Origin of the sequence: Streptomyces albiflavescens, assembly GCF_014645835.1 — a bacterium.
Taxonomy (GTDB): domain Bacteria; phylum Actinomycetota; class Actinomycetes; order Streptomycetales; family Streptomycetaceae; genus Streptomyces; species Streptomyces albiflavescens.
Genome location: NZ_BMMM01000018.1, coordinates 156,283 through 182,385 on the forward strand (window position 1 = coordinate 156,283; position 26,103 = coordinate 182,385).

The window sequence follows — 26,103 nt, forward strand, 5'->3', positions numbered from 1 at the left end:
TAACTTCGAGCATTCGTACGGTTGTTGGTGATGCGGGCGTGACGGGGGTTGCGACGTGGCGGGGAATCGGCCGGGGGACTGGCATGTCCTGGACCTGGACAAGGACCCGACGCCGGGGGATCCGGACCGGGTGCGGCATCTGGCGAAGAACCTGCACGACTTCGCGGACGACGTCTCCGATGCCCTCCGCCTGATCAAGGGGATGGCCGACGATGACGCCGTCCTGAAATGGGCTGGTAAATCCGCCAAGGCGTTCCAGGACGAGTTCTCGGGCGTGCCGAAGCAGCTGAAGAAGCTGAAGAAGTCCTACGAGATGGCGGGCGATGCGCTGGCGGCGTACTGGCCGAAGCTGGAGCGCGCCCAGGCGCTGGCGGACAAGGCGCTCGCGAAGGGCCGTGAGGCGCAGTCGGATCTCTCTTCCGCCAAGTCCCGTCTGTCGTCGGCCGATTCGTGGGTGACGAAGGCCAATAAGGAAGCGGACAAGTACAAGGACGACCCGACCGGCAGCAAGGACACCGAGAAGCCGGACGAGGCGAAGGTCCGTGCGGCGACGAGGGATGCGCAGCATGCCAAGTCGGCGCAGACCTCTGCTCAGTCGGACGTGACGTCCGCGAACAGTGCGCTGGACGCGGCGAAGAAGATGGCCGAGGACGCCCGCAAGATGCGGGAGGAGGCGGCGAAGACCGCCAAGGACAAGATCGACGAGGCCTCGGACGCGGGGATCCACAACCGCAAGTGGTGGGAGGAGGTCGGGGACTGGTTCTCCGACAACTGGGACACCATCGTCGCGGTCTGCAAGGTCGTCGTCGCGGTGGTCGGGATCATTGCGATGATCATCGGTGGGCCGATCCTCGGCGCGATCGTGCTGGTCGCCGCGCTCGTGGTGCTCGCGGACACTCTCAATAAGTACGCAAAGGGTCAAGCATCCCTGTGGGATGTGGCGTTCGCGGCACTGGACTGCATACCCGGTGGCAAGGGCCTCACCAGCCTCGGAAAACTCGCCAAGGGCATGAAGGGCCTGGGCAAGATGGGCCTGAAGGGCATGGCCATGGGCGTCAAGGGACTGGGCAAGAACGCGAAGGGCATGCTGGCGGATGGAGCCAAAGGCGCTTACAACCGGCTCAAGACCAAGGTTTTCGGATGTGGTGACCCGGTCGACATCGCCACCGGCGCAATGTACATGCAGCAGACTGACGTTGAACTCCCCGGAGTGCTGCCCCTCATCTTCACGCGCCGAGTGGCCTCGAATTATCGCAATGGTTGGTGGTTCGGGCCCTCTTGGTCCTCCACGCTCGACCAACGGCTGGAGGTCGACCAGGACGAGGTCGTCTTCGTCACCGAGGACGGCATGCTGCTCGCCTATCGGCGCCCTGGGGCGCCGGACAGCCCTTCGTACCCGGAGCAAGGCCCCTGCTGGCCGCTTACGTTGATGAATGACGGCGGCTTTCAGATCCACCACCCCGACTCAGGACATTTTCGACGATTCGCACCGCCTGTTGGTGGAGTCGCGCTACTGCAGCGCATCACCGATCGGAACGGCAACGCGATCAACTTCGAGTACGAGCCTGATGGGACGCCGTCCCGAATACAGCACTCCGCCGGGTACTGCCTCACGTTCACAACCGACGACGGCCGCATCACCGCACTTGGCCTCGCCGGCGCGGCGAACGACGGGACCGATGCCATCCTCAAACGGTTCACCTACACGGATGGGCACCTCACGGGTGTTGTGGATTCATGCGAGGTGCCTCTGCGTCTTGCGTACGATGAACGACTGCGTGTCACCTCCTGGACCGATACCAACGCCAGCACGTACTGCTATGCATACGACGAACAGGACCGTTGTACAGCCCAGAGCGGCGAGGCGGGGCACGTCGCATTCACCTTCGCCTACGACGGCGCCGATGCCGATTGGCCAGATCATCGCGTCACTACGGTGACCAGCGCCGCGGGTGCAGTGAGCCGCTATGTCATCAATGGCGAGTGTCAGGTTGTGGCCGAGGTGGATCCGCTCGGAGGCCTGACCAGGATCGTGTATGACACCAACCATCGGCTCCTGTCCCATACCGACGCCCTCGGACACACCACGCATGTGGTGAACGACGAGTGGGGGCGACCTGTAGAGGTCTTGCGCCCTGACGGCGCACGTACCGAGTACGCGTACAACGGGCTGGGCCTGCCCGTCACCATCACATTGCCCGACCGGACCTCAGTGCACTGCTCCTACGACGAGCGGGGCAATCGCACCGCCATCACAGAAGCCGACGGAGCCACCTTTCGCTACGCCTATACCGACGCGGGGCACGTGTGCAATCTGAAGGACCCACTCGGAAACACCACAACGATCCGCACCGACCCCGCGGGATTGCCTCTGGAGATCACAGATCCTCTTGGAGCTGTCATACGGCATGAGCGGGACGCGTTTGGTCGAACGATCCGGCTGACCGATCAGCTGGGAGCGGTCACTCACCTCGAGTGGACCATGGAGGGCAGGCTCGCACGGCAAACCGATGCCGACGGCACCGAGACCTGGGAGTACGACGGAGAAGGCAACTGCCGGCGCCATGAAGACCCGGCCGGCAACATCAGCATGTACGAATACACCCACTTCGATCTACTGTCGGTCCGGACGGACCCCACCGGAGCCCGCACCACCTACACGTACGACGGCGACCTGCGCCTAGTCCTAGTCACTGCTGCCACGGGCGATGACTGGCAGTTCACCTACGACGCCGCAGGACGCCTGCTGTCCGAGACGGACTTCGGCGGTCTCACCACCACTTACGCCTACGACCTGGCCGGTCAACTAGTCACCCGCACCAATGCCTTGGGGCAGGCAGTCCACAGCGACCACGACGTGCTCGGCCGTGTGGTCCGGAAAAGGTCGGAAGGGGCGACCACAGAATTCCGCTACGACCTGTGCGGACGTCTCGTGGAGGCGGTCGGTCCGAACGCGACGATCAGCATGACCCGGGACAGGGCAGGCCGACTCCTGACGGAAACGACCAACGGCCGACGTCTCGCCCACAGCTACGACCTGGTGGGACGCCGCCGCACCCGCACAACTCCCGGTGGCGGCACGAGCAGTTGGACCTACGACGTGGCGGGCAGTGCCCTTGAACTCGTCAGCTCCGGCCACAGTATCCGCTTCGACCGCGACCGAGCGGGACAAGAAATCGCCCGCTACGTCGGCGGGAGCACCGTCCTCGCCCATACATACGACCAGCTGGGCCGCGTCAGTTCTCAATCACTCACCGCCGACGGACGCACACGGAGCAGACGCCACTACAGCTACCGGCCCGACGGACACCTCACCAAGGTCGAGGACCTCGACGGCACCCTGTCCCGCTACGAACTGGATACGGCCGGACGCATCACTGCGGCTCACGGACCACAAGGTGTCGAGCACTACGGCTACGACCCCCTTGGCAGCCAGACGCAGGCATCATGGCCCACGGCATTTCCGGGGCAGGAAGCCATCGGAGAACGAAGTCGCCACAGCCTGCGCCTGAACCGTGCGGGAGCGGTGCGCTACGAACACGATGCGCAGGGCCGCATCACCGTCCGGCAGAAGACGCGTCTGTCACGCAAACCGGACACATGGCGCTACGAATGGGATGCGGAAGACCGACTGACGGCGGTCAGCACACCGGACGGAATCCGATGGTCCTATCTCTACGACCCGCTCGGGCGCCGCATTGCCAAGCTACGACACGGCGCGGAAGGCTCGGTCGTCGAGCGCACAGAGTTCGTCTGGGACGGCACCGCTCTGTGCGAACAGACGACGACCGCCGTCGATCTGCCGCACCCTGTGACGCTCACCTGGGAACACCAGGGGCTGCACCCCATCGCGCAGATCGAGCGCATCACTGCTGCCCATGCGCCGCAGGAGGAGATTGATCAGCGCTTCTTCGGCATCGTCACTGATCTCATCGGGGCGCCCAGCGAACTCGTTGACGAGGAAGGAGAGATCGCCTGGCGTACGCGATCGACGGTGTGGGGCACCACGATCTGGAATCGATCTGCGACGGCCTACACCCCACTACGTTTCCCCGGCCAGTACTTCGACTCGGAAACGGGCCTGCACTACAACCTATTTCGGCACTACGATCCTGAAACAGCCCAATACCTCACCCGTGACCCGATGGGCCTCGCGGCAGGCCTCAACTCTGTCGCCTACGTGCACAACCCGCTCACTTGGGTTGACCCCCTGGGACTGACGCCGTGTGAAGACGCCGCCAAACAGGCGGCGGCCCGAAAGGAGACGGTGCTGGGGCCGAGCGTCCCGACGCGCGCCGAAGCCTCCGTCGGAAGCACCACGAGTCACAGCTACAAGAAGACGTTCTTCGCGGCGAATCCAAAACTCAAGGGGAAGGTCGTAGTTCATCACGCCATTGAACAACAGGTGCTCAAGCGTTACCCTGGCCTGTTTTCCGCAGATGAAATCCACTCTCTGGAGAATCTGCGCGGCATCCCCAAGGGTGACATCAACAGTAGGATCCATCTCAGTCATATTCGCGTGGAGTGGAACAGGTTTTACGACAGCCATCCGAATCCAACGAGGCAGGAAGTTCTTGATCACGTAACCCGTGTCGATGATATGCTCGGCAACTGGTTCAGTCCACGTATCCGGTAGACGAGTCAAGGCGGGATCAAACGATGTGGCGCGAGATTCTCGAAGAGTTCGCAACGGCAGAGCTGCATCATTCGGTGGAGCCTGGCGTGCTCGACCGAGTCGAGGCGGCACTCGGGCAATCACTGCCTCAAGATCTCCGGTCCTTTCTTCTGGAGAGTGACGGGCTGGAGGATGAATACGGCACCGACGTCATCTGGCCCGCTGAGCGCATTCTGAGTGACAACCTCTCTTTCCGTGGAGATGACCAGTTTCGGTCGCTGTACATGCCGTTCGACTCGATCGTATTCTTCGGTGACAACGGTGGGGGAGACCAATTCGCCTTCGTGCGCTCACCGGAGCGCAACGAAGTGTTCGTATGGGACCACGAGACAGACAGTCGTAATCTTGTTTCTCCGAACCTGGAGAGCTATGTACGCAGTGCGATGGAAAGTGACGGAGAGGACTGGTACCGCTAGGCATTCCAGCGTCGCGTACGGTCTCGACGGCATGCCGGTGTTCGCCCTGATCCATCGAGGGGGCGCCCGGGACAGCACGCCGTGCGTGCACTCCTCGAATGAAGGAAGAAGTGACGGGGCAGATCCTCGTTTCCAGGAGCAGGGAGCATGAAGAGCCCCTTTCCATCTACCGCCTACTGCCGAGCATGAGGGAGTACCGGACGCTCCATTTCGATAATTCGCCGGTGGATGTGATGCGTTGGCAGCTGGATGGTTCGACGGGGACGTACCCCACGAATTTCACCGCGGAGTGGGGAGGCCATCCACGGTGGACGAAGAGCGAGTTTCCCAACGGGGACCCCAGTTCCCCGGTACTGAGCCGCCGTGGCGCAGACCTTCTGCTGAGCGACCTGGAAAGGGCGGGGCGCCTGCTGCCTGTGCACATCGAGAACGCCGAGGCGGACGAGTACCTGCTGTACCTCGTGGAGAGGGTGGCCGACTGCCTGGACATGGGGAAGTCGTCGCCGCCGGACCAGCTCGGCAGGGTTCGGAAGTCGGTCTTCAGGGCGGACGCACTGCCCGCCGACGTACCGGCGTTCCGGTCGACGGGGTTCCCCACTGCCGTCTGCTGGAACGGCTGGGCGGCGGAGCGTCTGAGTGTCCTCCTGGGAGATCAACTCGAGGTCCGGCTGGTGTGGTCGGAGGATCCAGGTCTGGTTCCGCACCCTAATCCGTGGGGGTTCTGACGTGACCGATGGTGCGACGGGAGTGACCTTCCGAGACCATGTGCGGCGGGGAGCCGTGGGCATCCTGGATGGTTTCCCTGACGCGCTCAGACCCGAGATCTACGTCGTCTCATTCCGCATCTGGCGCGTGGGCCAGGACCCCCGCTATCCGTACCTGGCCATCGGCTACAACACCGAGAGTGAGGTCCGTAGGGTCCTGGAGCACGAGTGCTCGTACGAGGGGACGGCCCGGTGGGAGTACGCGTACTGGCTGCTGGAGGGGTTCGAGATGGTCGGCCATGTGCCCGAGGACCCGGTTGGCAGCGCCCTGCATGTGGCCGAGGCGAAGGCGGAGGGGCTCTGGTACGAGGATGAGGGCACGCTCTCCGAGGACGAGCGGGACGCCCTCGACGACGAACTCGTGCTGCGCTTCGACGACATCTGCATCGACACCGCCCGCCGTCTGCGGGCCGAGGGCCACCTCGACCGGATGCTTGGGCGACCGGTACCGATCGTGCTGTTCGACATGGACCGTCCCGGCTGGGAGGTGGAGGCCACCGAGGCGGCCAATCCTCCTGAGGTGATCGCCGACTTCACCGAGCATCAAGCGGTGCTGTGAAAGGCTCTCACCTCGACCGAAGGGGACACGCTGATTCGGGCGTTGGGGTCCGACTCGGTCCTGGAGGACGCGCTGTCGACGCCGGGAAGCTTCAGGCCCCGTTCTTCACGATGAACTGGGCATGGCACAGCGGGTACTTCCGAACGATGGCTCATGAGGAGCTTGAAACAGCACACCTGTTGAGACAGCACTGTTTCTACGACGCCAGTACGGAGGGCTACGTCGACGAAAACGACAACATCATCCCCGAACGAGTAGAACCGTGTGGTTGGTTCGCGCTGACCAATTTCGAGCACTTCCAGTATGAGTTGGACGAAGCCCTTGCGGGGCGCCCCGTGTACGGGCCGTACGCAACAAATCCGGAGGACTTCTGAGTGGATCCGGCGGCTGTCATAGCGGGTTTCCCCCTCCCGGAGCGTCCAGGGCGCGGCCACGCCGTCACCGCACCCCGCTCGGCGCGCCCCCCGTCCGGCTGAAAGATCACTCCACCACCCCCCACCCACCCCTCAGCCCCGTGAACACCTCGTGCAGACCTCGCGCACCCCCCGTAACGCCCCCCTCTCCACCCCACCCCCGATTCGCGCCTGCACAGCGGCATCCGCGTCCGGAGGCCCTCGAATCCCCGTATCCAGGCGGGAGCAACGGGGAACCGCAGGGCCCCCGTTGCGCGTGGATAACGTCGAGTGCCGCGAGGTCGGGGTTGCTTGACGCGCCTTGAGGGGCTTATGTGCGGCTGATACGGTGCCATGGCTTGACACTCGCTTCAGCGTTGGCTATTTGGCCAGGTCGGGCGGTACGTCCGACAAGGGCGCACCGGAGTGAAGTGTCCCAATTGGCATGTAAATTGGCAGAAATCTTCTTGGGTGTACGGGGAGCGGTTGCGTGAAGATCCAAGAGCGTCCGGGGGCGGGCAACCACCGTTCCGCCGCGCCGGCTCAGCCGGCGATGGGTGAGCGTCTTCCCACGCCGCCTCGCGAGCGCAAACCCGCGCTCGCCGCTCTCGCCGTGCTCCTCATCCTCGTCGGTGCGCTGGGCGCCACGATGCTCGTGCTGCGCGCGGGCGACCGTGTCGAGGTCGTGCAGGTGACGAGCGACATCCAGGCCGGGGAATCCGTGGGCAACCACGTGACCTCTGTGCTGGTCGCCGATGACGCGAGCATCAACTACGTCAAGTGGACCCAGCGCGCGGCCCTCCAGAAGCTGAAGGCCAAGTCCACGATCTACAAGGGAACGGTCGTCATCGGCGACATGTTCGCCAGCAAGAGCACCCTCCCCACCGGCAAGGCCTCCGTGGGCCTCGCCCTCAAGGAGGGGCAGTACCCGTCGACCCTGAAGGCCGGAGACCTCGTCGCCGCCTACCGCGTCGGCAGTGACAGCAGCGGCTCCAGTTCCGACAAGGGCACGTCGTCCGGCGGCACGTCGAGCAGCAACTCCCTCATCGTCGACAGCGCTCGCGTCGACACGGTGAGCAGCAACGACGACTCCACGATCAGCACGGGCAATCTCGCCATCACCGTCCTCGTCGACCAGAGCGACGCCCCCGCCCTCGCCCAGGCCGCCGCCGCCGGCGAGGTCGCCGTCGTTCTCGTTCCCGGCAACTAGAGGCGAGTGAGTAAAGAAACATGGCGCTCATCGCTCTCGCCGCGGACAAGGGTTCGCCCGGCGTCACCACCGCTGCCGTAGCCCTGTCGGCGGTCTGGCCCCGCAGGGTCCTGCTGGCCGAGACCGACCCGGCCGGCGGAGACCTCGTCTACCGCAGCGCCGCGGCGCACGGCGGTCCGCTCAACCCCAACACCGGCATGCTGTCGATAGCGGCGACCGCCCGCCGCGGTCTCGTACCGGACCAACTCTGGGACCATGTACAGCCGTTGAGCGGCGGGCTCGAAGTCCTCGTCGGGCTCGGTATCGCCGAGCAGGCCGCCGGGCTCGCCGGGCTGTGGCCGACCCTCGGGCGTGCCTTCGCCCAGCTCGGGGACTCCCCGCACGCGCCCGCCGACGTCATCGCCGACTGCGGGCGGATCAGCGGCGACACCCCGGCCGTGGAGATGTTCTCCCAGGCCGCCCTGGTACTGCTGCTCTCCCGCACCGAACCCGAAGCCATCGCCCGCGTACGCGACCGGGCAGCCGCGCTGAGCGCCAAGCTGCACGGCGGTCCGCGCGGTGCGGCCACGCTGGCCACGCCCCTCATCGGTGTCACCCTCATCGCCGACCCGAGCGACTCCGCCAAGCTCGTCCACCAGGTCAACGACATGCTGGTGGCGGCCCAGACCGGCGCCCGTGTCGTCGGCACGCTCGCCGACGACCCCGCCGGCGCGGACCAGTTGGCCGGCCGCAAGCGCGGGCGCCTGGACAAGTCGCTGCTCATCCGCTCGGCCCGCAAGGTCACCGCGGACCTGTACCAGCAGTACGGCGCCGCCTGGGCCGTACCCGCGCAGGCGCAGGGTCCCCAGACTCCTCATGCAGGGGCCGGCCGGTGACCGCCGTCGACCACCAGCTGGTCAAGCGGTTCCGGCAGGACGCCGGTGACCGTATCGCCGAGCAGCGCCGCGAGGACCAGGTCCGCGGTGTCACGCCGATGTCCAGCGAGGACGAGCGGCAGTACGCGCGGGCCGTCATCGCGCAGATACTCGAGGAGCACGCGCGCACCGAGATCAACCTCGGCCGCACGCCCCTGGACGCCGAGACCGAGGAGCAGTACGCGGCCGCCGTGCACGCCGCCCTCTTCGGCGTCGGCCGGCTGCAGCCGCTGCTCGACAACCCGGAAGTCGAGAACATCGACATCAACGGGTACGACCAGGTCTTCATCGGGTACGCCGATGGGCGGGAAGTGAAGGGCGATCCCGTCGCCGAGAACGACGAGGAGCTGATCGAGCTCATCCAGGTCCTCGGTGCCTACTCCGGTCTGTCCTCCCGGCCCTTCGACTCCGCCAACCCGCAGCTCGACCTGCGCCTTCCGGACGGGTCCCGGCTCTCCGCCGTCATGGACGTGACCCGTCGGCCCGCCCTCTCCATCCGTCGTGCGCGGATGGGCAAGGTCTTCGTGTCGGACCTGGTCGGGAACGGGACGATCACGCCCGAGGTCGCGCACTTCCTCGCCTGTGCCGTACGGGCCCGCAAGAACATCATGATCGCGGGCGCGACGAACGCCGGTAAGACGACCCTCCTTCGCGCCCTCGCCAACGAGATCCCGCCGCAGGAGCGCCTCATCACCGTGGAGCGCGCTCTGGAGCTCGGGCTCGACTCCTTCAGCGACCTCCACCCGAATGTCGTCGCATTCGAGGAGCGCCTTCCCAACTCGGAAGGCCAAGGGTCCATCCCGATGGCCGAGTTGGTCCGACGGTCCCTCCGTATGAACCCCTCCCGCGTCATCGTCGGTGAGGTCCTCGGCGACGAGATCGTGACCATGCTCAACGCGATGTCGCAGGGCAACGACGGCTCGCTGTCCACGATCCACGCGAACAGCTCCAGCGAGGTCTTCAACCGTATTTCCACGTACGCGCTCCAGGCGTCCGAGCGGCTGCCCATCGAGGCCAGCCAGATGCTCATCGCGGGCGCCGTGAACTTCGTCGTGTTCATCCAGCGACGCAACAACTACGAGTCGGGCGGCCGCCTCCAGCGCATGGTCACCTCCGTGCGCGAGGTCAACGGCGTGGACGGACGGGTGCTGTCCAGCGAGGTGTTCGCCGAGGCTCCCGACGGCCGGATCGTGCCGCACGCACCCATAGCCTGCCTCGACGAACTCGTCGCGCACGGCTACCGGTTGCCCGGTGGCGGAAGCTGGGGGTGACCACCGTATGACATCCACGTCCGTTACTTCTCTCGCGGCTCTCGACTCGCTCGGGTCGATGGGCGGGCTCTTCTCCACGACCGTCCTGTATGCGCTCGCGTCCGGTGTCGCCGTAGGCGGCGGCCTCTCGCTGTTCGCCGTCGCGGTGCGGGGACTGCCCGCCAAGCCCGAGCACGAGAAGCAGAAGGCGAGCGAACGCGCCGGCGAGCTGGTGCGGTTCGCCGGGCAGCGCGGCTCGATCGCCGCCGGCGCGGGTCTGGTCGTCCTGCTGCTGACGCGTTGGGCCGTGGCCGGTATCGCGGCCGGTGTCCTCGTCTTCTTCTGGGACAAGCTCTTCGGGGGCGCCTCCGAGGAGCGGGCCGCCATGCGCCGCGTGGAGGCCCTGGCCTCCTGGACCGAATCGCTGCGCGACACGATCGCGGGCGCGGTCGGCCTGGAACAGGCGATTCCCGCGTCGGCGCGCGCGTCGGCCCCCGTATTGAGGCCTCATCTCGACGCGCTCGTCGACCGGCTCCGCTCGCGCACTCCGCTTCCCGAGGCCCTCCAGCACCTCGCCGACGAGATCAACGACGCCTCCGCCGACATCATCGTCGCCGCGCTCATCCTCAACGCGCGGCTGCGCGGCCCGGGTCTGCGCCAAGTGCTCGGCGCCCTGGCCAAGTCGGCGCGCGAGGAGGTCGACATGCGCCAGCGGGTCATGGCGCAGCGCGCCTCCACCCGCCGCTCGGTCCAGATCGTCGTCGCTGTCTCCATCGCCTTCGTCCTCGGCCTGTCGATCTTCAACCGCGAGTTCGTCAAGCCGTACGGCACACCGGTCGGTCAGCTCGTACTCGCCTGTGTCTGCGGCTTGTTCGCGCTCGGCTTCTGGTGGCTGCGCAAGCTGTCGACGATCGAGACGCCGGAGCGCTTCCTGGTACGGGACGAGTCGTCGGTCCAGTTCGTACGTCCTCGGATGCCGTCCCAGCAGGAAGAGGGGGTACGGCGGTGAACCTCACCATGCCGGTCCTGATCGGCGCCATCACGGGCCTGGGCATCTACGCCCTCGTGCGCGCCCTCATGCCCTCGAAGCGGAGCGCGGTCGCCCAGGTCGCGCGCATCGACGCGATGCGGGCGCGGGGAGCGGCGTACGAGTCCGCGCACCGCGGCGAGACGGACACGGGAAGGCTCGGAACCGTACGGTCCCAAGTGGGCCGGCGGGTCGCTGAGTTCTATATGCAGCAGGGCTGGGAGCAGCGCTCGCTGCGGGCCGACCTGGCGGTCCTGGACCGGAGTTGGGAGAGGTTCCTCGCGACGAAGGTGCTGCTGTCGGCGGCGGGTCTGTTCTTCGGCCCGTTCCTCTTCGCCATCGTGTGGACCCTCGGCTTCGGCAGCAGCCCGATCATCCCGGTCTGGCTGGCACTGCTCTTCGCGGGAATCTTCTTCATCCTCCCGGACGTGGAAGTACGGCGGGACGCGGCCGAGAAGCGCCGTGACCTGCGGCGCGTGATCGGCGCGTATCTGGACCTGGTGTCCATGAGCCTGGCCGGTGGCCGTGGTCTTCCCGAGGCGCTGATGGCGGCCGCGGAGGTCTCCGACGGATGGGCGACGCAGCGCATCCGCAACGCGCTCGCCGACGCCCGGATCACCGGCATCAGCCAGTGGCAGGCCCTCGGTTCGCTCGGCGAGGAGCTGGGCGTCGAGGAGCTGAAGGACCTGTCGGCCTCGTTGGCGCTGGTCGCGGACGACGGCGCGAAGGTGCGCGAGTCGCTCGCCTCGCGCGCGGAGACGATGCGCCACCGCGAGCTCGCCGAGATCGAGGGCAGTGCGGGCGAGAAGTCGCAGTCGATGCTCGTGGCCCAGCTGCTGCTGTGCGCGGGCTTCCTGGTGTTCCTGATCTTTCCGGCGGCGATGCGCGTGTTCCAGGTCTGATTCCGAACCGGCCGAAGACGACGATTTTCTTTTCGAGAGGACAACTCACCATGAACGGACGGAACTTCAGCACAGGGATCCCGGGGGTGGACTTCCTCATCACCTTCCTCCAGGGCCGGGTGCAGCGTGCCCGCTCCGGGGAGCTCGATCGCGGCGCGTCCGCGGTGGAGTGGGTCATCATCTCGGCGGTCGTGGTCGCGATCGTCGGAGTGGTCGCCGCGATCATCAACGCCGCGCTGAGCGACGGCGCCAACAAGGTGGGCGACTGCATCAAGGGCGCGGACGCGGGCAAGACCTGCTGAGCTCTTCGTCCACTTCTCATACGGGGATACGGGTGCGCGCACGTCGAGGGGTACGTCGTTGGGTGCGCCGCAGGGTGGAGGCCGCCTCCACCCGCGGCGACTCCGGCATGACCGCGATCGAGTTCGTGCTGCTCACGCCGGTGCTCTTCTTCATGATCTTCGCGACGGTGCAGTTCGCGCTGTACTTCTTCGCGGACCACGTGGCCCAGGCCGCGGCCCAGGCGGGCGCACGCAAGGCCCGCGCGACGGCCGACGAACAGCCCGGCGCGTGGCGCGGCGAGGCCCAGGACGTGGTCGACAGCTACATCCAGCAGCTCGGCCCGCAGCTGGTTCTCGGCCCGAACGTGAAGATGCTCCAGCCCGAGCAGAACAAGGTCGGGGTGGAGATCACGGCCAGGGTCCCCACGGTCTTCCCCGGGCTGAACCTGACGGTGCACGCGCAGTCGGTGGGGCCGGTGGAGAGGTTCGTGAAGGAGGGGGAGAACTGATGACGGCTCTCGTCTCCTTCGTATCCTTCGTGCGGGCCAGGGCCAGGACCAGGGCCGGCGCCGGGCGCGACCGTGGGCTCTCCACGATCGAGGTGGTGATCCTCGCCCCCGTGATGATCCTCTTCATCCTGGTGCTGGTGGCCTTCGGGCAACTGGTCGACGGACGGGGGGCGATCGACGGGGCGGCGCGGGACGCCGCGCGTGCCGGTTCCCTCCAGCGGGAGGAACGCACGGCCATGTCGGAAGCGCGGAAGGCGGCCGACGCCGATCTGTCGGACATCTGCTCCGGTCCGGTGACCGTGACCAAGACCAGCGCCGGTTTCGCGAACGCCGACCTCTTCACCGTCGAGGTGAGCTGCGAGGTGCGGGGCCTGGCCATGCTGGGCCTGGACGTGCCGACGCGCCTGACGGGCACGTTCACGTCGCCGCTCGACCCCTTCAAGAGGAAGGCGTGATGGCGCACATGAGGCCGTGGTCCTCTCGGATCCGCACCTGGGTCGAGGCACGCCGCGCCCGTCTGGACGACCGTGGTTCGGGCGCCGGCGCGGTCATCATCTTCGCGATCGTCTTCCTCTCGCTCTCCGCCTTCGTCATCGACGGCGGCATGTCCATCTCCAAGCGGGAGCGGGCCGCCGACATAGCGGAACAGGCCGCCCGCTACGCGGCCCAGGACGTGGACAAGGAAGCCCTGTACCAGAACCAGGGCAAGGGCGGCGCCCCCATCCGCTACGAGAACTGCGGCGCCCGCGTCAAGGCCTTCGCCCGCGAGATGGGCATGTCCGGCGCCGACATCGCGGCAACCCACTGCGTGGCGGCGAACGCCGACGAGGTCGAGGTCGAGGTCCAGCTCACCTACTCCCCGGTCTTCACGGGCATGTTCTACGGCGGCGATGTCGTGGTCCATGGCCAGGCCGTCGCGGAGAACGAGGTCGGCTGAGCCATGGGGATCCTCGGTCGCAAGAAGGACGAGCCGACGATCGAGCCGGTGCCGTGGGACGGGTCCGGCGGACCCGACTGGTTCACGGTCGGCGACGTACTGCGCCCCGCGACGTTCCGCCGCAAGGCGCTGACGGGGGAGCGGGCGGTGCGGGTGCCGACGATGGTCGAGGGGGTGCGGTACTTCGCCCCGGCGGCGCTGATCTCGCGAAGCGAGCAGACCGACTCGGAGCCCCCTTCGTACGAGCTGCACGAGGCGGCACAGCCGCGCAACCTGCTGTGCGCACTCGCCCCGGTGAAGGGCGGCGCACGCTACCGCGTCACCGACGCGCGAGGCGAGGAACTCGGCCTCGTCCACCGCACTCCCGCCGCCAAACGTACGATCCAGCACAGCTGGTGGCTCCAACAGCCCGGGCACCCGGACATAGTGGCCCGCTACCACTGGGCCAAGGGCACCCCGAAGGAGATCGCGACCCGCGGCAAGGAGAAGGCGGTCCGCGGCGCGGGCCAACTCGTCGGCAGCGTGGTCGACTCCGTCCTCAGCCTCGGCGCCGAGGGCGGCGACCAGGCAAGCTCCCACACCCCCAAGCCGGTGACCTGGCGAGCGGAGGGCGACGAGGAGGCCGTAGTCCTGACCCTCGGCCACCTGGAAGGCGTCAGGGTGTACCAGCCCCACACAGGCTGGTTGAACCGCCGGCTGGCGTTCGCGTTGGCGGTGCTGCGGGAGGCGTGAGGACGCGGCACGCCCTACTTGTCGCCACCCTTGCCCCCGCCCTTCTTCTCCGTCTTCGTGCCCTCCTTGACCTGCTTGGCGAGATCGTCGTCGAGCTTCTTGAACTCGCGGACGACGGCGTCGGACATGTCGGCGAGGGCGTCGAGGGCCTGGGTGATGTCCTCGCGGCCGTCTTCCCAGCCGGACTCGAAGTCGTCGAGGGCGTCGTAGACGGTGTGGTCGCCGAGGTCGTCCTTGTAGGACTCGAAGAGCTTCTTGGTGTGGTTCAGGCGGGTCTTGATGTCGCGCAGCCGCCCGCCGTAGTCCTCCAGCTCGCTGAGCGGGAGTGCGAGGTCGCTCTTGCCGTTGCCCATGGGTCAAGTCCCCCTAGCTCGTTGCGTCAGACGAAGCGGAAGGTGCCGGTCACCGCGTCGAAGATGTCGTGGAACGCCTCGGCCAGGTCCAGTACCGGGCTGGCTCCGGAGACGAGGACGACCTGGTCGGTGGTTCCCGGGACGGGAATGTACGTCTGGGTCAGCACCATACGAAGGGTACGCGTGTCGCCCTGCGCGACGGGCACGTCCTCGACACCGAACGTGCGGGCGGCGACCCCGACTTCGGGAATGTCGACGGTCGTCACCGTGCGCCAGGCGTCGCCCTCGCGGCGGGGCGTGATCGTGCGCAGGCTCTCGGCGATCGCGCGCGGGTCGGTGGACAGGGCCACGCCCTGCTTGTCCTTCGCCCCGAGCACGGACACCGTGACGGTCGCGGACAGCGGCACGCCCTCGAAGTTCTCCGCCATGCAGCCCATGTAGACGGCACCGGAGTCGTGGGCGTCCTTGGCCATCTTGCGGAGCATGTTGGTCAAGTCGGCACGGTAAGGCGCGAGTTCGGGGATAACGCGGGTGCGCTCGTCGATGAGAGCACGGATGGTCGCGTCCCGGCCCTCGGGGCGGATGTCGAACTCCCACCAGGACTCTGGCACCGAGAGGGAGATACCCGCAGTCGATCTCTCGCTGCTCACGTGAATCTCCGGTTCCTTTCAAGAAAATATGTATGAGGTCACGCGTCGAAGGTTCGATCGTCAATAAGTTCGCCACTCTCCGCCCACTTCTTGATCGACTTCACCATTCCGCGAGCCCCGTATTCCTTCTCCAGGGCAAGTTGACCGTTCGGGTGCCAGTCCCGCCACAGCCCAATCGGAATTCCTCGTCGACACTGCCCCTCTGCTCTGGCGGTGCCGTCCGAGTACCATTCGAGCAGTGGGCCGTCCTCTAGACCCTCCACATAGGTCGTCAGGGCGACCACTTGTCCAGTTCGGGGATTTTTTTCGATGGTTTCGCCGGTGAAGAGCTGCCCTTGGTAAGTCAGTGACTGGTCGAGCCCCATATCCAGTTCCGGGTCATCAACATCGATGCGCATCAGTAGGTAACTCCAGGTATGAGAATTTCGTCGTTCGGCGGCCAGCCGGGAAACCTGCCAGCGACGCTGTCCACGCCACCAAGGACATTGTGACAGTTGGCGCAGAAGGGGGCGGGCTTCCCGCCTCCCATGTATGGGAAGTGTGTGTTCATGGTTATCTCTTGCATCGCGGCCGGACCGTCGGGGAGCCCTGCTGCGGCCCGGTCGTGCAGGGCCATGTTCGTCGCCTTTACCTCGGCGTGCCGAAGGGGAACATCTGGGTGGGGGTAGTCGAAGGTCAGGTCGCCGCTGCGGTCGGGGTAAGGGCCGTTGTTCGCCACGTTGTCGACACTGTCGCGGATGGTGGGGTGGACATCGTTGGGGTCTATCTCGTTTCCCTTGCGCCCGTTGATGCCCTCGTAGACCTTTCCGGTCCTGCGGTCCACGCCCACTCCGAGGCAGTCGCCGAGATCCTTCTTTCTGAAGGCGTCGGTCCCCTCGGAAACCAGATCCTTGTAGCTCTGGCTGCGCATTTCGGTGACGTGCTTGAGGTAGTCGGACACCGGTTGGCCGTCGATCTTCGATATCAGGCCGTCGCTTCCTCGAGTGATCCGACTCTCGGAGATTGTTTCGAGGAGTTTCGTGCCGTGGCCCGCAGGTGGCAGCTTGGGCGTCTTGAAACCTTGGCGAGCTCTCCAGGCATCTCGCAGGGCGACGCTCAGCTGCTTGATGCCCTTTCCGCCGTTGCGGATGCTGTTGGCCAGGTTCTTCAGGCCGCCGCCTATGCCGCCCATGAAGCCCGCACCGAGGGCGCGCAGACCACCTGCCTTCCACAGCTTGCCGATCTTGGCGAGGCTGGTGAAGCCTTTGGTGGCAGGGATGCAGTCGAGGAGCGCCCATACGAGGTCGCCCCAGCCTGCTTGGCCGTTGAGCATTTTTCTTACGGTGTCGGCCAACACCACCAAGGCCGCCGCGAAGACCAGCCACCCCAGCGGCCCGCCCACGATCATCACGATGATGCCGACGATGGTCACGACCCACTTGCAGACCGTGACGATCTCGTCCCAGTGGTCGGAGACCCAGTCGACGGCCTCTTCCCACCAATGGCGGTTGTGGATGCCGGCGTCCGAGGCCTCGTGGAGCTTCTTGACCGTGCGGCGGGCGGCGTCCTCGCGCAGGCCCTTCGCATGGGCGGCCAGTTTCTTCGCCGCGTCCAGGGCGTGTTGGGCGGTGTCGACGTCGTTCTGGGCGGCGGTCTGCTTCTCCTTGGCGTGCTGGGCGTTGCGGGTGGCGCGGCGGACCTCGGCTTCGTCCGGCTTGGGGACGTCCTTACGGCCGCCGTTCTTGTCGGGGTCGTAGGAGTCGGCCTTCGCGGTGGCCGTGTGTACCCAGTCGTTCGCGCCGGTCAACGCCGTCTGCGCGGTGGAGAGTTCCGCGTGGGCCTTGAGGCCGTCGCGCAGCGCCTTGTCCGCCTTGCCCTGGGCCTCCTCCAGGTCCGGCCAGTACGAGGCCAGCGCGTCGCCCGCGATGTCGTAGGACTTCTTGAGCTTCTTCAGCTTGCCGGGGACGTCCTCGAACTCCGCCGTGAACGAATCCGCCGTCTTGCCCGCCCACTTCAGCACCGCGCCCTCGTTCGCCATGCCCTTGATGTCCCGCAGGACGTGGGAGACGTCGTCGGCGAAGTCGTGGAGGGAGCCCGCGAGCTTCTTCACCCGCTGTGGGTCGCCGGGGGTCGGATCGTGGTCCAGGTCGAGTATGTGCCAGTCCGTCGGCCTGTGCGACACGTGTTCCCCCGTAACACCTGCAACGTACGCGATATCAGTAACAGAACGTGCTTGCGAACTTACCGCATGCCTGCTGCTGTTGAGACGTCAGTTGCGGTGTGGGCGGTTCCGTCGCAGTAGCTATGCGAGGGGTGTGGTGAGGGCTCCCGCGCGTATGCCGTGCAGGAGGTGGGCGAGGGGAGTGGGGGTGGTGATGAGGACGGTGGTGGGGTCGTCGGATTCGCGGAGGTGGAGGGTGGTGGAGATGGCGGCGAGCTCGATGCAGGCGTTGCCTTCGCCGCCGCCTGAAAAGGAGGACTTCTGCCAGGTGCCAGGGGTGGTCATGCCTCGCCTCACAGTTCCTTGGCCAAGCGGTGGATGAAGTCCCGCGACCGCTCGGGCTCGAATGACACGCCCTCCACCTTACGGAAGAGCGTTCGAAGACGGTCGAGTTGAGCGTCTGAATCGATGAACGCTGTGCCATAAGGTGCGTCACGGACGACTGTGTCCAGGCGGGGTACGGTGCCGCCCATGTACACCATGGCGCTTCCGGCGCCGGCGAACCCGTCCAGGTCGTAGGGGATGACGCGCACTCTCACATGGTCGGCTTCGGATAGTTCCAGGATTCTGGTGAGCTGAACCCGCGTCGCGGCGCGGTCGCCAACCCTGATCCGCAGTGCCGATTCGTGGATAACCGTTTCGTACGGGATCGGCTGGGGTCCTTCGAGGACCGCGCGACGCCGCATCCTGTGGTCCACCCACGCATCCAGCTCGCCATCGGAGAGTTCGGGGGTTGTGAACGAGAAGAGGGCACGGGCATAGTCGTGCGTCTGGAGGAGCCCGGGTACGTGAAGGAAGTCCACGTCGCGTCGGAATGTCGCGTGGTACTCCAACTCCGAGAGGTCCAGGAAGAGGGAAGGCAGGACCCCGCGAAACTCCTCCCACCAGCCGCGTGTTCTGTCGGCGGCCATCTTCACCAAGCCGTCGATCAGAGCTTCGTTGAGGCAGGTGTAATGGGCTGCCAGGCGGCGCAGGCGCACTTCACTCACGCCTGACAGACCTGACTCGATATGGGTCATCTGGGAGGAGTTCACTCCGAGGAGCGCGGCTGTCTCCCGTGCCGTCATGCCTGCCGCCTCGCGCATTCTGCGCAGCTCGGCGCCCAGCCGCAGCTGTCGAGCGGTGGGGTGACTCCGCAACGCCATTCACGGCTCCTTCTGTGCAACTCGCCTGTCCGAGAGCCTCGTTCGGGTGTCAGGTTACGGCAACGGCTTGCGGGACCTCAATTTAGAGGTCTACCGTCAGTGACGCGACGCACACGTTGCGGAACCCCGGGATCCCGGAAGTGCACCACTCCGTCATGCCATGACGGCTGCGGCAGAGTCACCGCCCGTCACCCGCCGCGTCTCTCCAACTCCCCGCACATCAACTGGAGTTCGCGCATGCCCCATTCCAAGGGCGAAACCAGGGCCGAGCCCTGGGAGTACTCGCTCCACATCCCCCACGACCCCCGCTCGGTCACCGTCTGTCGCCGCACCCTGCGTCTGATCCTCACCCTTCACGGGCTGATCCGCCTTGCCGACGTCGCCGAGCTGCTGGCGGCCGAGCTGATCTCCAACGCCGTACGGCATACGAAGGGGCCGGCGACCCTGCGCCTGTGCTGGCGGGACGGAATCCTGCGCATCGGCGCGTGGGACGCGAGTCCCGAGCCGCCACCGTACGAGCTGGCGGTGGCCCCCGACTCGGAGGCGGGCCGCGGCCTTGTGCTCGTACGGGCCTGTGCCGACGACTGGGGCTGGCACCCGCAGCGGCAGGGCGGCGACTTCGGCAAGTACGTGTGGTGTGACCTGGGCGCCGCGTAGCTCGTTGATCAAGTCGTACAGAAAGGAGGGCCGATGGTCAGCTCGTCGCACGAGGCCCTGCACCGGATCTTCCAGAAGGACCCGGCGCTGCTGACGCGCACTCTTCAGCGCGTGCTGCACATCCCGTTTCCCGAGCCCCGCGAGTTCGCGGTCCTGAACGCCGACTTGACGGAGATCGAGCCGGTCGAGCGGCGTGTGGACACGCTGATGCGGGTGGAGACGGACGACGGTACGTATCTCCTGGTTGTCGAGGCGCAGGGGAAGAAGGACGAGGACAAGCGCGGAAGCTGGGCGTACTACCTCTCGTACTTGTACGCGAAGTACCGCTGCGAGCCAGTCCTGATCGTGCTCACCCAGAGCAGTTCCACGGCCCGCTGGGCGTCCGAGCCCATCCGGCTGGGACTGCCCGGCTGGCATTCGCTCACGGTAAAGCCGCTCGTTCTGGGGCCGGACAACGTGCCGCTCATCGCGGACGAACGGGAGGCCGCGCGGGACGTCTCCCTCGCGGCCTTCTCAGCGATGACGCATGGCAGAGGGCCGGACGCTGCCGCCATACTGGAATCCCTGACCGCAGCCATGGAGACCATCGACTCCGAAAGCGCGGCGGTGCTCGCGCAGCTCATCGAGTCGTGCCTGGACGAACCCCGGGCCAAGCAGATCTGGAAGGACCTGATGATGCCAGTGAACTACTTCTTCCGGAATCCGGTGGCCATGAAGTTGCGGGCCCAGGAGCGCGCCGAGATGACCCTGCACATTCTTGAGTGGCGCGGCATCACGGTGCCGGAGGCCGTCCGTGAGCGGGTGCTCGCCTGCGAGGATCTGGACCAGCTGGATGTATGGGGGCAACGGGCCGTCCATGTCACTGATCCCGCAGACCTGTTCGACGATGACGAGGGAGCCTGACACGACGCCGGGGATCCTTCCGGACAACGTATCCCCGTGGAAGTTGCCTTCGTACGTCTGGACCGACAACGCGCGACGGGCGTGGCTGGAGGCCGCGGAGCGCGCCTGGTGCGAGGGCTACGAGCAGGGGCGCGCCCAGGGCGTCGTCCTACGGCTCCTCTTCTGGCGGGGGATCGAAATCCCGGCCCACGTCCACCGGCGAGTGCGCTCGACGACCGACCTGGATCAGCTACGGACATGGCGGGACCGCGCCTATGACGTGACTGATGCCGCAGAACTCTTCGACTAGCTGCCGGCGGCCGGGAGCGTCTCAGCGGTTGATCGACTGGATCTCCTGGACGTCGATGCCCTGGGTGGTGTCGAAGGTGCCGTCCGAGAGGTTGCCCTCTGAGTGAGAGGAGACCCCTTCTTCATCGCATCAGACGGGCATTGCGCGCGCGGGGGAGAATGAGGAAGGCCGGGCCGTTCGCATCGTGCGGGACGGGCCGGCCTTCGGCGGAGCGTGTTACCGGTTGATCGACTGGATTTCCTGGACGTTCATGTCCTGGGTGGTCTCGAAGGTGCCGTTCGGAAGGTCGCCGCCGGTGCCGTCGCTGCCCTGCCAGGTGATCTGCCAGGTTACGGACGCCTTCAGTTGGTACGGCTTGCCGTTCGTGGCGCGGAGGTACTCGATGCCGCACGGCGGGGTCTTGTCGGCATCGCCCGTCTTGTACGGGGTGCCGATGGAGTCGTCGGCGTTGAACTTGCAGTCGCCCGAGGCCGGGTAGGTCTCGGCGTCGTCGGTGCCCGGCTCCAGGTGGAGGGCGATCGGCTTGGCGGTGGTCTCCGCCCACAGGCCCGTGTTCGGAAGTTCCGCGCGGACCTTGACCTCTTGGAACGTGCCCTTGTCCAGCCACACCCAAGTCGGCAGGTTCACCGTCGATTTACCCTCGGGCTTCAGCTCGATCTCGGTGTCCGGAACCTTGATCTTGTCGTAGGCGTATTCGGCGAGGGTCTTGGCCGTGGGGGCGTGCGGGACCTTGGGGATCTGGCCGGCGTCCTGCCAGAACATGATGAGGCCGCAGTTCCAGGAGTCGGGGTCGGTGTCGTCGGGCGCGACACTCCGCCAGAAGTAGCCGTCCTTGCCTATGTTGTAGTTCTTGTAGCCCTCGGCGGACGTCCACCTCTCGTCCATGTTGTCCTCGGGCTTCTCGTCCTTGTAGTGGTCGGTCCACAGCTTCTTGCCGAACCACGACTGGTGAATGCCGACGTCGCCGTTGCCGTCCGACTCGTCGACGAAGTTCTTGAGCCCCTCGGGCGTGAAGACGGGCTCGTACCAGCAGGCGGGCGGCTTCCAGTTCGGGTCGACCGTCCCGAGGTTGCCCTTCTTGCCGCCGGTGTTGCCCTTTGTGTAGGTGATTTTGATCTGGGAGTGGGTGGCGGAGGCGTAGATGTTCTGGTTGTGGGCGCCACCGTGCGGCTTGTCCGCGGGCGGTTTCGTGGTGCCGCCCGGGACGTCATCGGCGTACGCGGAGCCCGTCGACCACAGGACGGCTGCCGCGGTCAGAGCGGTGACGCAGCGTCGGGTGTGGCGTATGGACGTCATCACTGGCACTCCTTTACCCGTCCCTGCACCTCGATCTGCTGGGCCTTCCACGCGTGCCCGGAGTCGGCGGCGGGCCGCATCAGGATGCTGAACTTCTGGTAGCTGTCCAGGGATTCCTTCGTGTAGTGGATCTTCTGCGTCTTGATCTTCTTGCTGAACGACTTGGCCTGGTTCCTGCAGAAGGTGACGAGGACGCCCGTGGAGCCGACCTTCGCCGTCTCGGCTTTGTAGTACTTGTCCGTGCCGGTGGGGGTCCAGCCGCCGTCCACCCATGCCTGGATCTGCGTCTTGGCGTACTTGGCGGCTCCGCCGACCGAGTAGTACTGGTACGCCGGGTCGTCCGGGTTCTGCTTCACGATCCCGTGCTTCAGCGCCCGGATGTAGTTCGTGGCGGTGTCGACGGCCGCGGCGTGCTGCGCATCGGAGGGCTTGTCGAAGTCGAAGACGAGGTGCAGGTCGCCCGGCAGCGAGAGGTCGGGGGCGTCCGCTGCGGCCTTCGAGGCCGACGCCGATGGCGTACTCGACCCCGTATCCGCCCCCTTGATGCCACCGGACGAATCGTCACCCCCGCCGCAGGCGGTGAGCAGCAGTGCCGCTGTCGCGGTGAGTGCGGCGGCGGTGGTGGTCATGGCGCGACGGGACACGGGCCTTCTCCCCCTGTGTGCGGCTTTTGGTGCGTGCGCAGTTGTGTGCAGCAGAGAACGAAGCTACCAGGGGCCGGTAGAGGGCATTGGGGCGGCAAAAGGGGATTGTGTGGGGACCGTGAGAACTGTGACGTGACGGTTGCGAATGCCGTGGAAGCTGGACACCGCAAGGGAGTTGGCGCACGGGGGCAACTCGGGCTTAGGGGGCTGGTGGTGATGAATCGGATGGGCCGTCGAACCTTGCCCCCTGTCTGGTCTTCGACACCCTCCTTAAGATCTCAGTAGGCTCGTCTCACCCCCCTTTACCACTCCCTCCACACACGACCCCAGGACACCCGCCATGGCGCGACGCACCACTTCCAGCTCGACGGGCAGCTCGCCGGGTCCGAGGAATCGGACGCCGCAGCCCCTGCCCCGGCGTCGTCGGACGTTCGGGGACTTTCTGAAGGCCTTCCTGGCCTTCGTGGCGCTCGTCGTGCTCGTCGTCGGGGTGCCGGGGGCGCTCGCCGTCAAGATCGGGTGGCCGTTGCCGCACGGGGTGCCGTCGCTCGACTGGTTGCAGCAGGAGATCACCGTCGGCACGTTCATTCACGTGCTGACCGTGGTCGTCTGGCTCGCCTGGGCGCAGTTCACGGCCTGTGTGCTTGTCGAGGTGAAGGCCGCGCTGTCCGGCGTGGGGATGCCGGGGCACGTACCGGGCGCGGGGCCCAGCCAGTTGCTGGCGCGGCAGCTCGTCGCCGCGCTGCTGCTCGTCGGCGCCACCGCGGCCAGCCTCACGCCGGGACTGTCGCAGCTCGGGCACAGCATCGAGGGGAACCAGAAGGGGACCGTCGCCGCGGCGCAGCAGACCCCGGGCGGGCTGTTCGGGCAGCAGCAGGAGCAGGCCGCCGCCGACACGGCCGCCGCGATCGCCGAGCAGGCCGCCCACGCGGCCTCGCATGCCGACAGCGGCAGTACGGCCAAGCAAGGCGACACCAAGTACTACCGGATCCAGCCGCCCGAGGGACGCCACCACGACTCGCTCTGGGAGATCGCCCAGCGGCATCTCGGCGACGGGCGCCGGTACAAGGAGATCTACCAGCTCAACAAGGACCGTACGCAGCCCGACGGGTCCAAGCTCTCCGAGGCCAGCCTGATCCGGCCCGGCTGGATCCTCGAAATGCCCGGCGACGCCCACGGCGGCGAACTCGTCGAGATGCCCGATGCGGCGCCCAAGGTCTCCGAGCAGGTCCAGCAGCAGATCCACGACTACGCCAAGACCGGGGACCACCAGCAGGGCGGGGGCAGCCAGCAGGGCGGCAGCGGAACTCAACAGGGCGGCGACCGCGACACCGCGCACATCCATGTGCCCCAGCAGCGGCCCAGCAGTGACGAGGGCGGCGGCAGCGACACCGGCAGCGGTAACCAGCAGCAGGAGCACGCCACTTCCGGCGCCGAGGCCGACGGTTCCTCCTTCGGGCTTCCCGAAGCCCTCGTCGGCGCGCCCCTCCTCGCCGCCGGTCTCCTCGGCGCTCTCGGCCGCCGGCGCCGCCAGGCGCTGTGGCAGTCCGCGCTCGGTGCGGTCGGCGGGCGGCGCGGCATGGAGCCGCCGGTCCCGACCGGGTCCGCCGCGGACGCCCAGGACGCGCTGCTCGTGGGCGCCGACCCCGAGGGCGTACGCCTGCTCGACCTGTCGCTGCGCGGACTCGCGGCGGCGCTCGCCGCCGAGTCGCGCCCGCTGCCGACCGTCTACGCGGCCTGGCTCAGCGGCAACGGCGATCTGCATCTGCAGCTCGCCCAGCCGGCCGGGAAGCCGCCCACGCCGTGGCAGCTCGGTCAGGACCAGACGTTCTGGATGCTGGCGCGGACGGACGCCGAGCGGTACGAGGACGTCGACACCGCCGCGCCGTACCCCGGGCTGGTCAGCCTGGGCACCATGGACGACTCCCGGCTGCTCCTCAACCTCGAGGCCGTCCCCGGCATCGTGTCGCTCAGCGGCAGTGTGGGCGACCGCGCGGGCGTCTTCGCGTCCGTCGCCGCCGAGTTGGCCACCAATGGGTGGTCGGACCGCATGACGATCACGCTCGTCGGCTTCGGCGAGGACCTGACGCCCCTCGCGCCCAACCGGCTGCGCCACCTAGACGACGTCGAGGCGCTGGTGGAGACCATGGAGGCGGAGACGCGGCAGCGGCGCGGTGCGCTGGGGGCGGCCGGACACGACTCCGTGCTCACCGGCCGCACCGGACCCGCCCAGCACACCCGTTGGGCCCCGCACCTCGTCCTGCTCGCCGCCGAGCCGTCCGCCGACGACGCCGTCAAGCTCGCCGAACTCGCCTCCGACGCCGGCCGGTTGGGCATCGGCTACCTCGTCGGCACCGAGAGCGGAGATCTGCCGGGCGCCGCCTGGGAGATGGAGATCACCAGCCAGGGCAAGCTGCTCGCGCCGCTGCTCGGGCTCGAACTCGACGCGCAGTTGCTGCCGGTGGCGCAGCAGCGGGCGGTCGTCGAGCTGTTCGTCGAGGCGGATCCCGAGCGGGAGAACACCAACGCTGCCGCGCCGCCCTTCCTCGTCGACATCAGCGAGCAGGGGCGTCCGGCGGTGTACGCGCGCCTCGTGGGCCCGTACGAGATCATCGGTCTGGAGACGCCCGACGGCGAGCGCAGCCCGCTGCTGCACGAGGCGCTGGCGTTGCTGCTGCTGCACCGTGAGGGTGTGCACCCGCGAGTGCTGTCCTCCGCGCTGTGGCCGCGCGGTGTCACCGAAGACGTACGCGACGCGCTCGTCGAGCGGCTGCGCGGCTGGCTCGGCAACGACCCCGACGGCACACCCCGCCTCGGCACCGACGAGGCCGGGCGGCTCACGCTCGCCAAGTCGGTCGTGTCCGACCTGGATGTGCTGCGCTCGCTCTACCACGAGGCGACGCAGGGCAAGGGTGTCAACAGCCGTGCGGTGCGCGGGCGGTTGCTCACGGACGCGCTCGTGCTCGTGCGCGGACCGCTGCTGGCCGATCGTCCGCAGGGGCGGTACGGGTGGCTCACGCACGAGATCATCGACGCCCAGCTTCCGCTGCTCGTCGCGGACATCGGGCTCGCGCTCTCCGCGTTCCATCTGGAGAAGGACCGGGCGGAGAAGGCCATCGAGGCGCTGAACGCCTCCCGGAACTCCGCGCCCGCCGACGAGCGGCTCTGGAACGAGCTGCTGCGCGCGACCCACGCCACCGGTGACAACGACCGGCTCAAGCGGCTCGCCGCCGACCTCGTCGCCCGGAGCGGGGCACGCGGGTTGCCTCCGCGGACGGAGGCGCTGCTGGATGAACTGTTGCCCACGTGGCGGAGTGGCGTGGCCGCTGTCGGGTGACGTGCCCCGGCCCTGGGGCTGGACCTCTTTTGTTCCGGCGCCCGGCGCCCGGCGCCCGGCG

The 26,103-nt window shown here is 67.1% G+C and carries 27 protein-coding genes; 19 read left to right on the forward strand and 8 right to left on the reverse strand.

Going from position 1 to position 26,103, the window contains the following annotated elements:
- Positions 1-55 precede the first annotated feature (55 nt).
- The 15 genes from IEY95_RS37965 to IEY95_RS38035 all read left to right on the forward strand — a co-directional run bounded on the left by IEY95_RS37965 (position 56) and on the right by IEY95_RS38035 (position 14,568).
- Positions 56-4,636, forward strand: coding sequence for a DUF6531 domain-containing protein (locus IEY95_RS37965; protein ID WP_189190761.1), 4,581 nt, complete (start codon positions 56-58; stop codon positions 4,634-4,636).
- Positions 4,637-4,659: 23 nt separating this feature from the next.
- Positions 4,660-5,091 (forward strand): SMI1/KNR4 family protein, encoded by a 432-nt coding sequence (locus tag IEY95_RS37970; RefSeq protein WP_189190762.1) that lies wholly within the window; start codon positions 4,660-4,662, stop codon positions 5,089-5,091.
- 98 nt (positions 5,092-5,189) lie between these two features.
- A complete protein-coding gene (locus tag IEY95_RS37975) occupies positions 5,190-5,816 on the forward strand; it encodes a hypothetical protein (protein ID WP_229703622.1) in 627 nt (208 codons plus the stop codon).
- 22 nt (positions 5,817-5,838) lie between these two features.
- Entirely contained in the window at positions 5,839-6,414 is a 576-nt protein-coding gene (locus IEY95_RS37980) for a hypothetical protein (RefSeq protein ID WP_229703623.1), read from the forward strand.
- A gap of 146 nt (positions 6,415-6,560) precedes the next feature.
- Positions 6,561-6,788 carry a hypothetical protein gene (locus tag IEY95_RS37985; protein ID WP_189190763.1) on the forward strand — a complete coding sequence of 76 codons (228 nt, stop codon included), beginning with the start codon at positions 6,561-6,563 and terminating at the stop codon, positions 6,786-6,788.
- A gap of 508 nt (positions 6,789-7,296) precedes the next feature.
- Positions 7,297-8,016: a hypothetical protein gene (locus IEY95_RS37990; RefSeq protein ID WP_189190764.1), complete on the forward strand. Its 720-nt coding sequence runs from the start codon at positions 7,297-7,299 to the stop codon at positions 8,014-8,016.
- Between the two features lie 20 nt (positions 8,017-8,036).
- The gene (locus IEY95_RS37995; protein ID WP_189190765.1) at positions 8,037-8,891 is read left to right on the forward strand and encodes a hypothetical protein; all 855 of its coding nucleotides are present in this window, start codon (positions 8,037-8,039) and stop codon (positions 8,889-8,891) included.
- The gene (locus IEY95_RS38000; RefSeq protein ID WP_189190766.1) at positions 8,888-10,201 is read left to right on the forward strand and encodes a TadA family conjugal transfer-associated ATPase; all 1,314 of its coding nucleotides are present in this window, start codon (positions 8,888-8,890) and stop codon (positions 10,199-10,201) included. Before IEY95_RS37995 ends, IEY95_RS38000 begins: the two co-directional genes overlap by 4 nt.
- A 7-nt stretch (positions 10,202-10,208) precedes the next feature.
- Entirely contained in the window at positions 10,209-11,189 is a 981-nt protein-coding gene (locus IEY95_RS38005; RefSeq protein WP_189190767.1) for a type II secretion system F family protein, read from the forward strand.
- The gene (locus IEY95_RS38010) at positions 11,186-12,109 is read left to right on the forward strand and encodes a type II secretion system F family protein (protein WP_189190768.1); all 924 of its coding nucleotides are present in this window, start codon (positions 11,186-11,188) and stop codon (positions 12,107-12,109) included. Before IEY95_RS38005 ends, IEY95_RS38010 begins: the two co-directional genes overlap by 4 nt.
- A 50-nt stretch (positions 12,110-12,159) precedes the next feature.
- On the forward strand, positions 12,160-12,411 hold the full coding sequence (locus tag IEY95_RS38015; RefSeq protein WP_028805786.1) for a hypothetical protein: 252 nt from the start codon (positions 12,160-12,162) through the stop codon (positions 12,409-12,411).
- A gap of 107 nt (positions 12,412-12,518) precedes the next feature.
- Positions 12,519-12,899 (forward strand): TadE family protein, encoded by a 381-nt coding sequence (locus IEY95_RS38020; protein ID WP_229703639.1) that lies wholly within the window; start codon positions 12,519-12,521, stop codon positions 12,897-12,899.
- Positions 12,899-13,354: a TadE/TadG family type IV pilus assembly protein gene (locus tag IEY95_RS38025; protein ID WP_189190769.1), complete on the forward strand. Its 456-nt coding sequence runs from the start codon at positions 12,899-12,901 to the stop codon at positions 13,352-13,354. Before IEY95_RS38020 ends, IEY95_RS38025 begins: the two co-directional genes overlap by 1 nt.
- A gap of 8 nt (positions 13,355-13,362) precedes the next feature.
- Positions 13,363-13,836, forward strand: a complete 474-nt coding sequence (locus IEY95_RS38030) for a TadE/TadG family type IV pilus assembly protein (protein WP_189190855.1) — start codon at positions 13,363-13,365, stop codon at positions 13,834-13,836.
- Positions 13,837-13,839: 3 nt separating this feature from the next.
- The gene (locus IEY95_RS38035) at positions 13,840-14,568 is read left to right on the forward strand and encodes a hypothetical protein (RefSeq protein WP_189190770.1); all 729 of its coding nucleotides are present in this window, start codon (positions 13,840-13,842) and stop codon (positions 14,566-14,568) included.
- A 14-nt stretch (positions 14,569-14,582) separates the two neighbouring features.
- Here IEY95_RS38035 and IEY95_RS38040 read toward each other — a convergent pair whose 3' ends face one another.
- The 6 genes from IEY95_RS38040 to IEY95_RS38065 all read right to left on the reverse strand — a co-directional run bounded on the left by IEY95_RS38040 (position 14,583) and on the right by IEY95_RS38065 (position 18,916).
- Positions 14,583-14,921: a hypothetical protein gene (locus IEY95_RS38040; RefSeq protein ID WP_189190771.1), complete on the reverse strand. Its 339-nt coding sequence runs from the start codon at positions 14,919-14,921 to the stop codon at positions 14,583-14,585.
- Between the two features lie 26 nt (positions 14,922-14,947).
- The gene (locus IEY95_RS38045; protein WP_373294632.1) at positions 14,948-15,466 is read right to left on the reverse strand and encodes a hypothetical protein; all 519 of its coding nucleotides are present in this window, start codon (positions 15,464-15,466) and stop codon (positions 14,948-14,950) included.
- Positions 15,467-15,609: 143 nt separating this feature from the next.
- On the reverse strand, positions 15,610-15,969 hold the full coding sequence (locus IEY95_RS38050) for a toxin-antitoxin system YwqK family antitoxin (RefSeq protein WP_229703624.1): 360 nt from the start codon (positions 15,967-15,969) through the stop codon (positions 15,610-15,612).
- Positions 15,969-17,732: a putative T7SS-secreted protein gene (locus IEY95_RS38055; RefSeq protein WP_189190773.1), complete on the reverse strand. Its 1,764-nt coding sequence runs from the start codon at positions 17,730-17,732 to the stop codon at positions 15,969-15,971. The genes IEY95_RS38050 and IEY95_RS38055 overlap by 1 nt, the downstream gene beginning before the upstream one ends.
- A 120-nt stretch (positions 17,733-17,852) precedes the next feature.
- Complete coding sequence (locus IEY95_RS38060; protein WP_189190774.1) at positions 17,853-18,056, reverse strand: DUF397 domain-containing protein; 204 nt, start codon at positions 18,054-18,056, stop codon at positions 17,853-17,855.
- An 8-nt stretch (positions 18,057-18,064) separates the two neighbouring features.
- Positions 18,065-18,916: a helix-turn-helix domain-containing protein gene (locus IEY95_RS38065; protein ID WP_189190775.1), complete on the reverse strand. Its 852-nt coding sequence runs from the start codon at positions 18,914-18,916 to the stop codon at positions 18,065-18,067.
- A 237-nt stretch (positions 18,917-19,153) separates the two neighbouring features.
- On the opposite strand from IEY95_RS38065, the gene IEY95_RS38070 reads away from it, so the two are divergent.
- From IEY95_RS38070 to IEY95_RS38080, 3 genes are read left to right on the forward strand one after another with little or no spacing between them, the layout of a single operon-like run.
- Positions 19,154-19,573: an ATP-binding protein gene (locus tag IEY95_RS38070; protein WP_189190776.1), complete on the forward strand. Its 420-nt coding sequence runs from the start codon at positions 19,154-19,156 to the stop codon at positions 19,571-19,573.
- A 33-nt stretch (positions 19,574-19,606) separates the two neighbouring features.
- On the forward strand, positions 19,607-20,476 hold the full coding sequence (locus IEY95_RS38075; protein ID WP_189190777.1) for a hypothetical protein: 870 nt from the start codon (positions 19,607-19,609) through the stop codon (positions 20,474-20,476).
- A gap of 43 nt (positions 20,477-20,519) precedes the next feature.
- Positions 20,520-20,765 (forward strand): hypothetical protein, encoded by a 246-nt coding sequence (locus IEY95_RS38080; RefSeq protein WP_229703625.1) that lies wholly within the window; start codon positions 20,520-20,522, stop codon positions 20,763-20,765.
- A gap of 216 nt (positions 20,766-20,981) precedes the next feature.
- Here the strand turns inward: IEY95_RS38080 and IEY95_RS38085 are convergent, their stop codons facing one another.
- Both IEY95_RS38085 and IEY95_RS38090 read right to left on the reverse strand, forming a co-directional pair.
- Positions 20,982-22,061, reverse strand: a complete 1,080-nt coding sequence (locus IEY95_RS38085) for a hypothetical protein (protein WP_189190779.1) — start codon at positions 22,059-22,061, stop codon at positions 20,982-20,984.
- Complete coding sequence (locus IEY95_RS38090) at positions 22,061-22,690, reverse strand: hypothetical protein (RefSeq protein WP_229703626.1); 630 nt, start codon at positions 22,688-22,690, stop codon at positions 22,061-22,063. Before IEY95_RS38090 ends, IEY95_RS38085 begins: the two co-directional genes overlap by 1 nt.
- A 355-nt stretch (positions 22,691-23,045) precedes the next feature.
- Here IEY95_RS38090 and IEY95_RS38095 point away from each other — a divergent pair, with 355 nt between their 5' ends.
- Positions 23,046-26,042: a BTAD domain-containing putative transcriptional regulator gene (locus tag IEY95_RS38095; protein WP_189190781.1), complete on the forward strand. Its 2,997-nt coding sequence runs from the start codon at positions 23,046-23,048 to the stop codon at positions 26,040-26,042.
- Positions 26,043-26,103 lie beyond the last annotated feature (61 nt).

What these genes read in the sequence shown, in the direction of transcription:
- IEY95_RS38050 (WP_229703624.1), bottom strand. Translation starts at nt 15,969, where the DNA reads ATGCGCATCGATGTTGATGACCCGGAACTGGATATGGGGCTCGACCAG.
- IEY95_RS38070 (WP_189190776.1), top strand. Translation starts at nt 19,154, where the DNA reads ATGCCCCATTCCAAGGGCGAAACCAGGGCCGAGCCCTGGGAGTACTCG.
- IEY95_RS38095 (WP_189190781.1), top strand. Translation starts at nt 23,046, where the DNA reads ATGGCGCGACGCACCACTTCCAGCTCGACGGGCAGCTCGCCGGGTCCG.
- IEY95_RS37985 (WP_189190763.1), top strand. Translation starts at nt 6,561, where the DNA reads ATGGCTCATGAGGAGCTTGAAACAGCACACCTGTTGAGACAGCACTGT.
- IEY95_RS38020 (WP_229703639.1), top strand. Translation starts at nt 12,519, where the DNA reads ATGACCGCGATCGAGTTCGTGCTGCTCACGCCGGTGCTCTTCTTCATG.
- IEY95_RS38040 (WP_189190771.1), bottom strand. Translation starts at nt 14,921, where the DNA reads ATGGGCAACGGCAAGAGCGACCTCGCACTCCCGCTCAGCGAGCTGGAG.
- IEY95_RS38030 (WP_189190855.1), top strand. Translation starts at nt 13,363, where the DNA reads ATGAGGCCGTGGTCCTCTCGGATCCGCACCTGGGTCGAGGCACGCCGC.
- IEY95_RS38085 (WP_189190779.1), bottom strand. Translation starts at nt 22,061, where the DNA reads ATGACGTCCATACGCCACACCCGACGCTGCGTCACCGCTCTGACCGCG.
- IEY95_RS38060 (WP_189190774.1), bottom strand. Translation starts at nt 18,056, where the DNA reads ATGACCACCCCTGGCACCTGGCAGAAGTCCTCCTTTTCAGGCGGCGGC.
- IEY95_RS38025 (WP_189190769.1), top strand. Translation starts at nt 12,899, where the DNA reads ATGACGGCTCTCGTCTCCTTCGTATCCTTCGTGCGGGCCAGGGCCAGG.
- IEY95_RS38065 (WP_189190775.1), bottom strand. Translation starts at nt 18,916, where the DNA reads ATGGCGTTGCGGAGTCACCCCACCGCTCGACAGCTGCGGCTGGGCGCC.
- IEY95_RS38075 (WP_189190777.1), top strand. Translation starts at nt 19,607, where the DNA reads ATGGTCAGCTCGTCGCACGAGGCCCTGCACCGGATCTTCCAGAAGGAC.
- IEY95_RS38005 (WP_189190767.1), top strand. Translation starts at nt 10,209, where the DNA reads ATGACATCCACGTCCGTTACTTCTCTCGCGGCTCTCGACTCGCTCGGG.
- IEY95_RS37975 (WP_229703622.1), top strand. Translation starts at nt 5,190, where the DNA reads ATGAAGGAAGAAGTGACGGGGCAGATCCTCGTTTCCAGGAGCAGGGAG.
- IEY95_RS38035 (WP_189190770.1), top strand. Translation starts at nt 13,840, where the DNA reads ATGGGGATCCTCGGTCGCAAGAAGGACGAGCCGACGATCGAGCCGGTG.
- IEY95_RS38015 (WP_028805786.1), top strand. Translation starts at nt 12,160, where the DNA reads ATGAACGGACGGAACTTCAGCACAGGGATCCCGGGGGTGGACTTCCTC.
- IEY95_RS38090 (WP_229703626.1), bottom strand. Translation starts at nt 22,690, where the DNA reads ATGACCACCACCGCCGCCGCACTCACCGCGACAGCGGCACTGCTGCTC.
- IEY95_RS37970 (WP_189190762.1), top strand. Translation starts at nt 4,660, where the DNA reads ATGTGGCGCGAGATTCTCGAAGAGTTCGCAACGGCAGAGCTGCATCAT.
- IEY95_RS37995 (WP_189190765.1), top strand. Translation starts at nt 8,037, where the DNA reads ATGGCGCTCATCGCTCTCGCCGCGGACAAGGGTTCGCCCGGCGTCACC.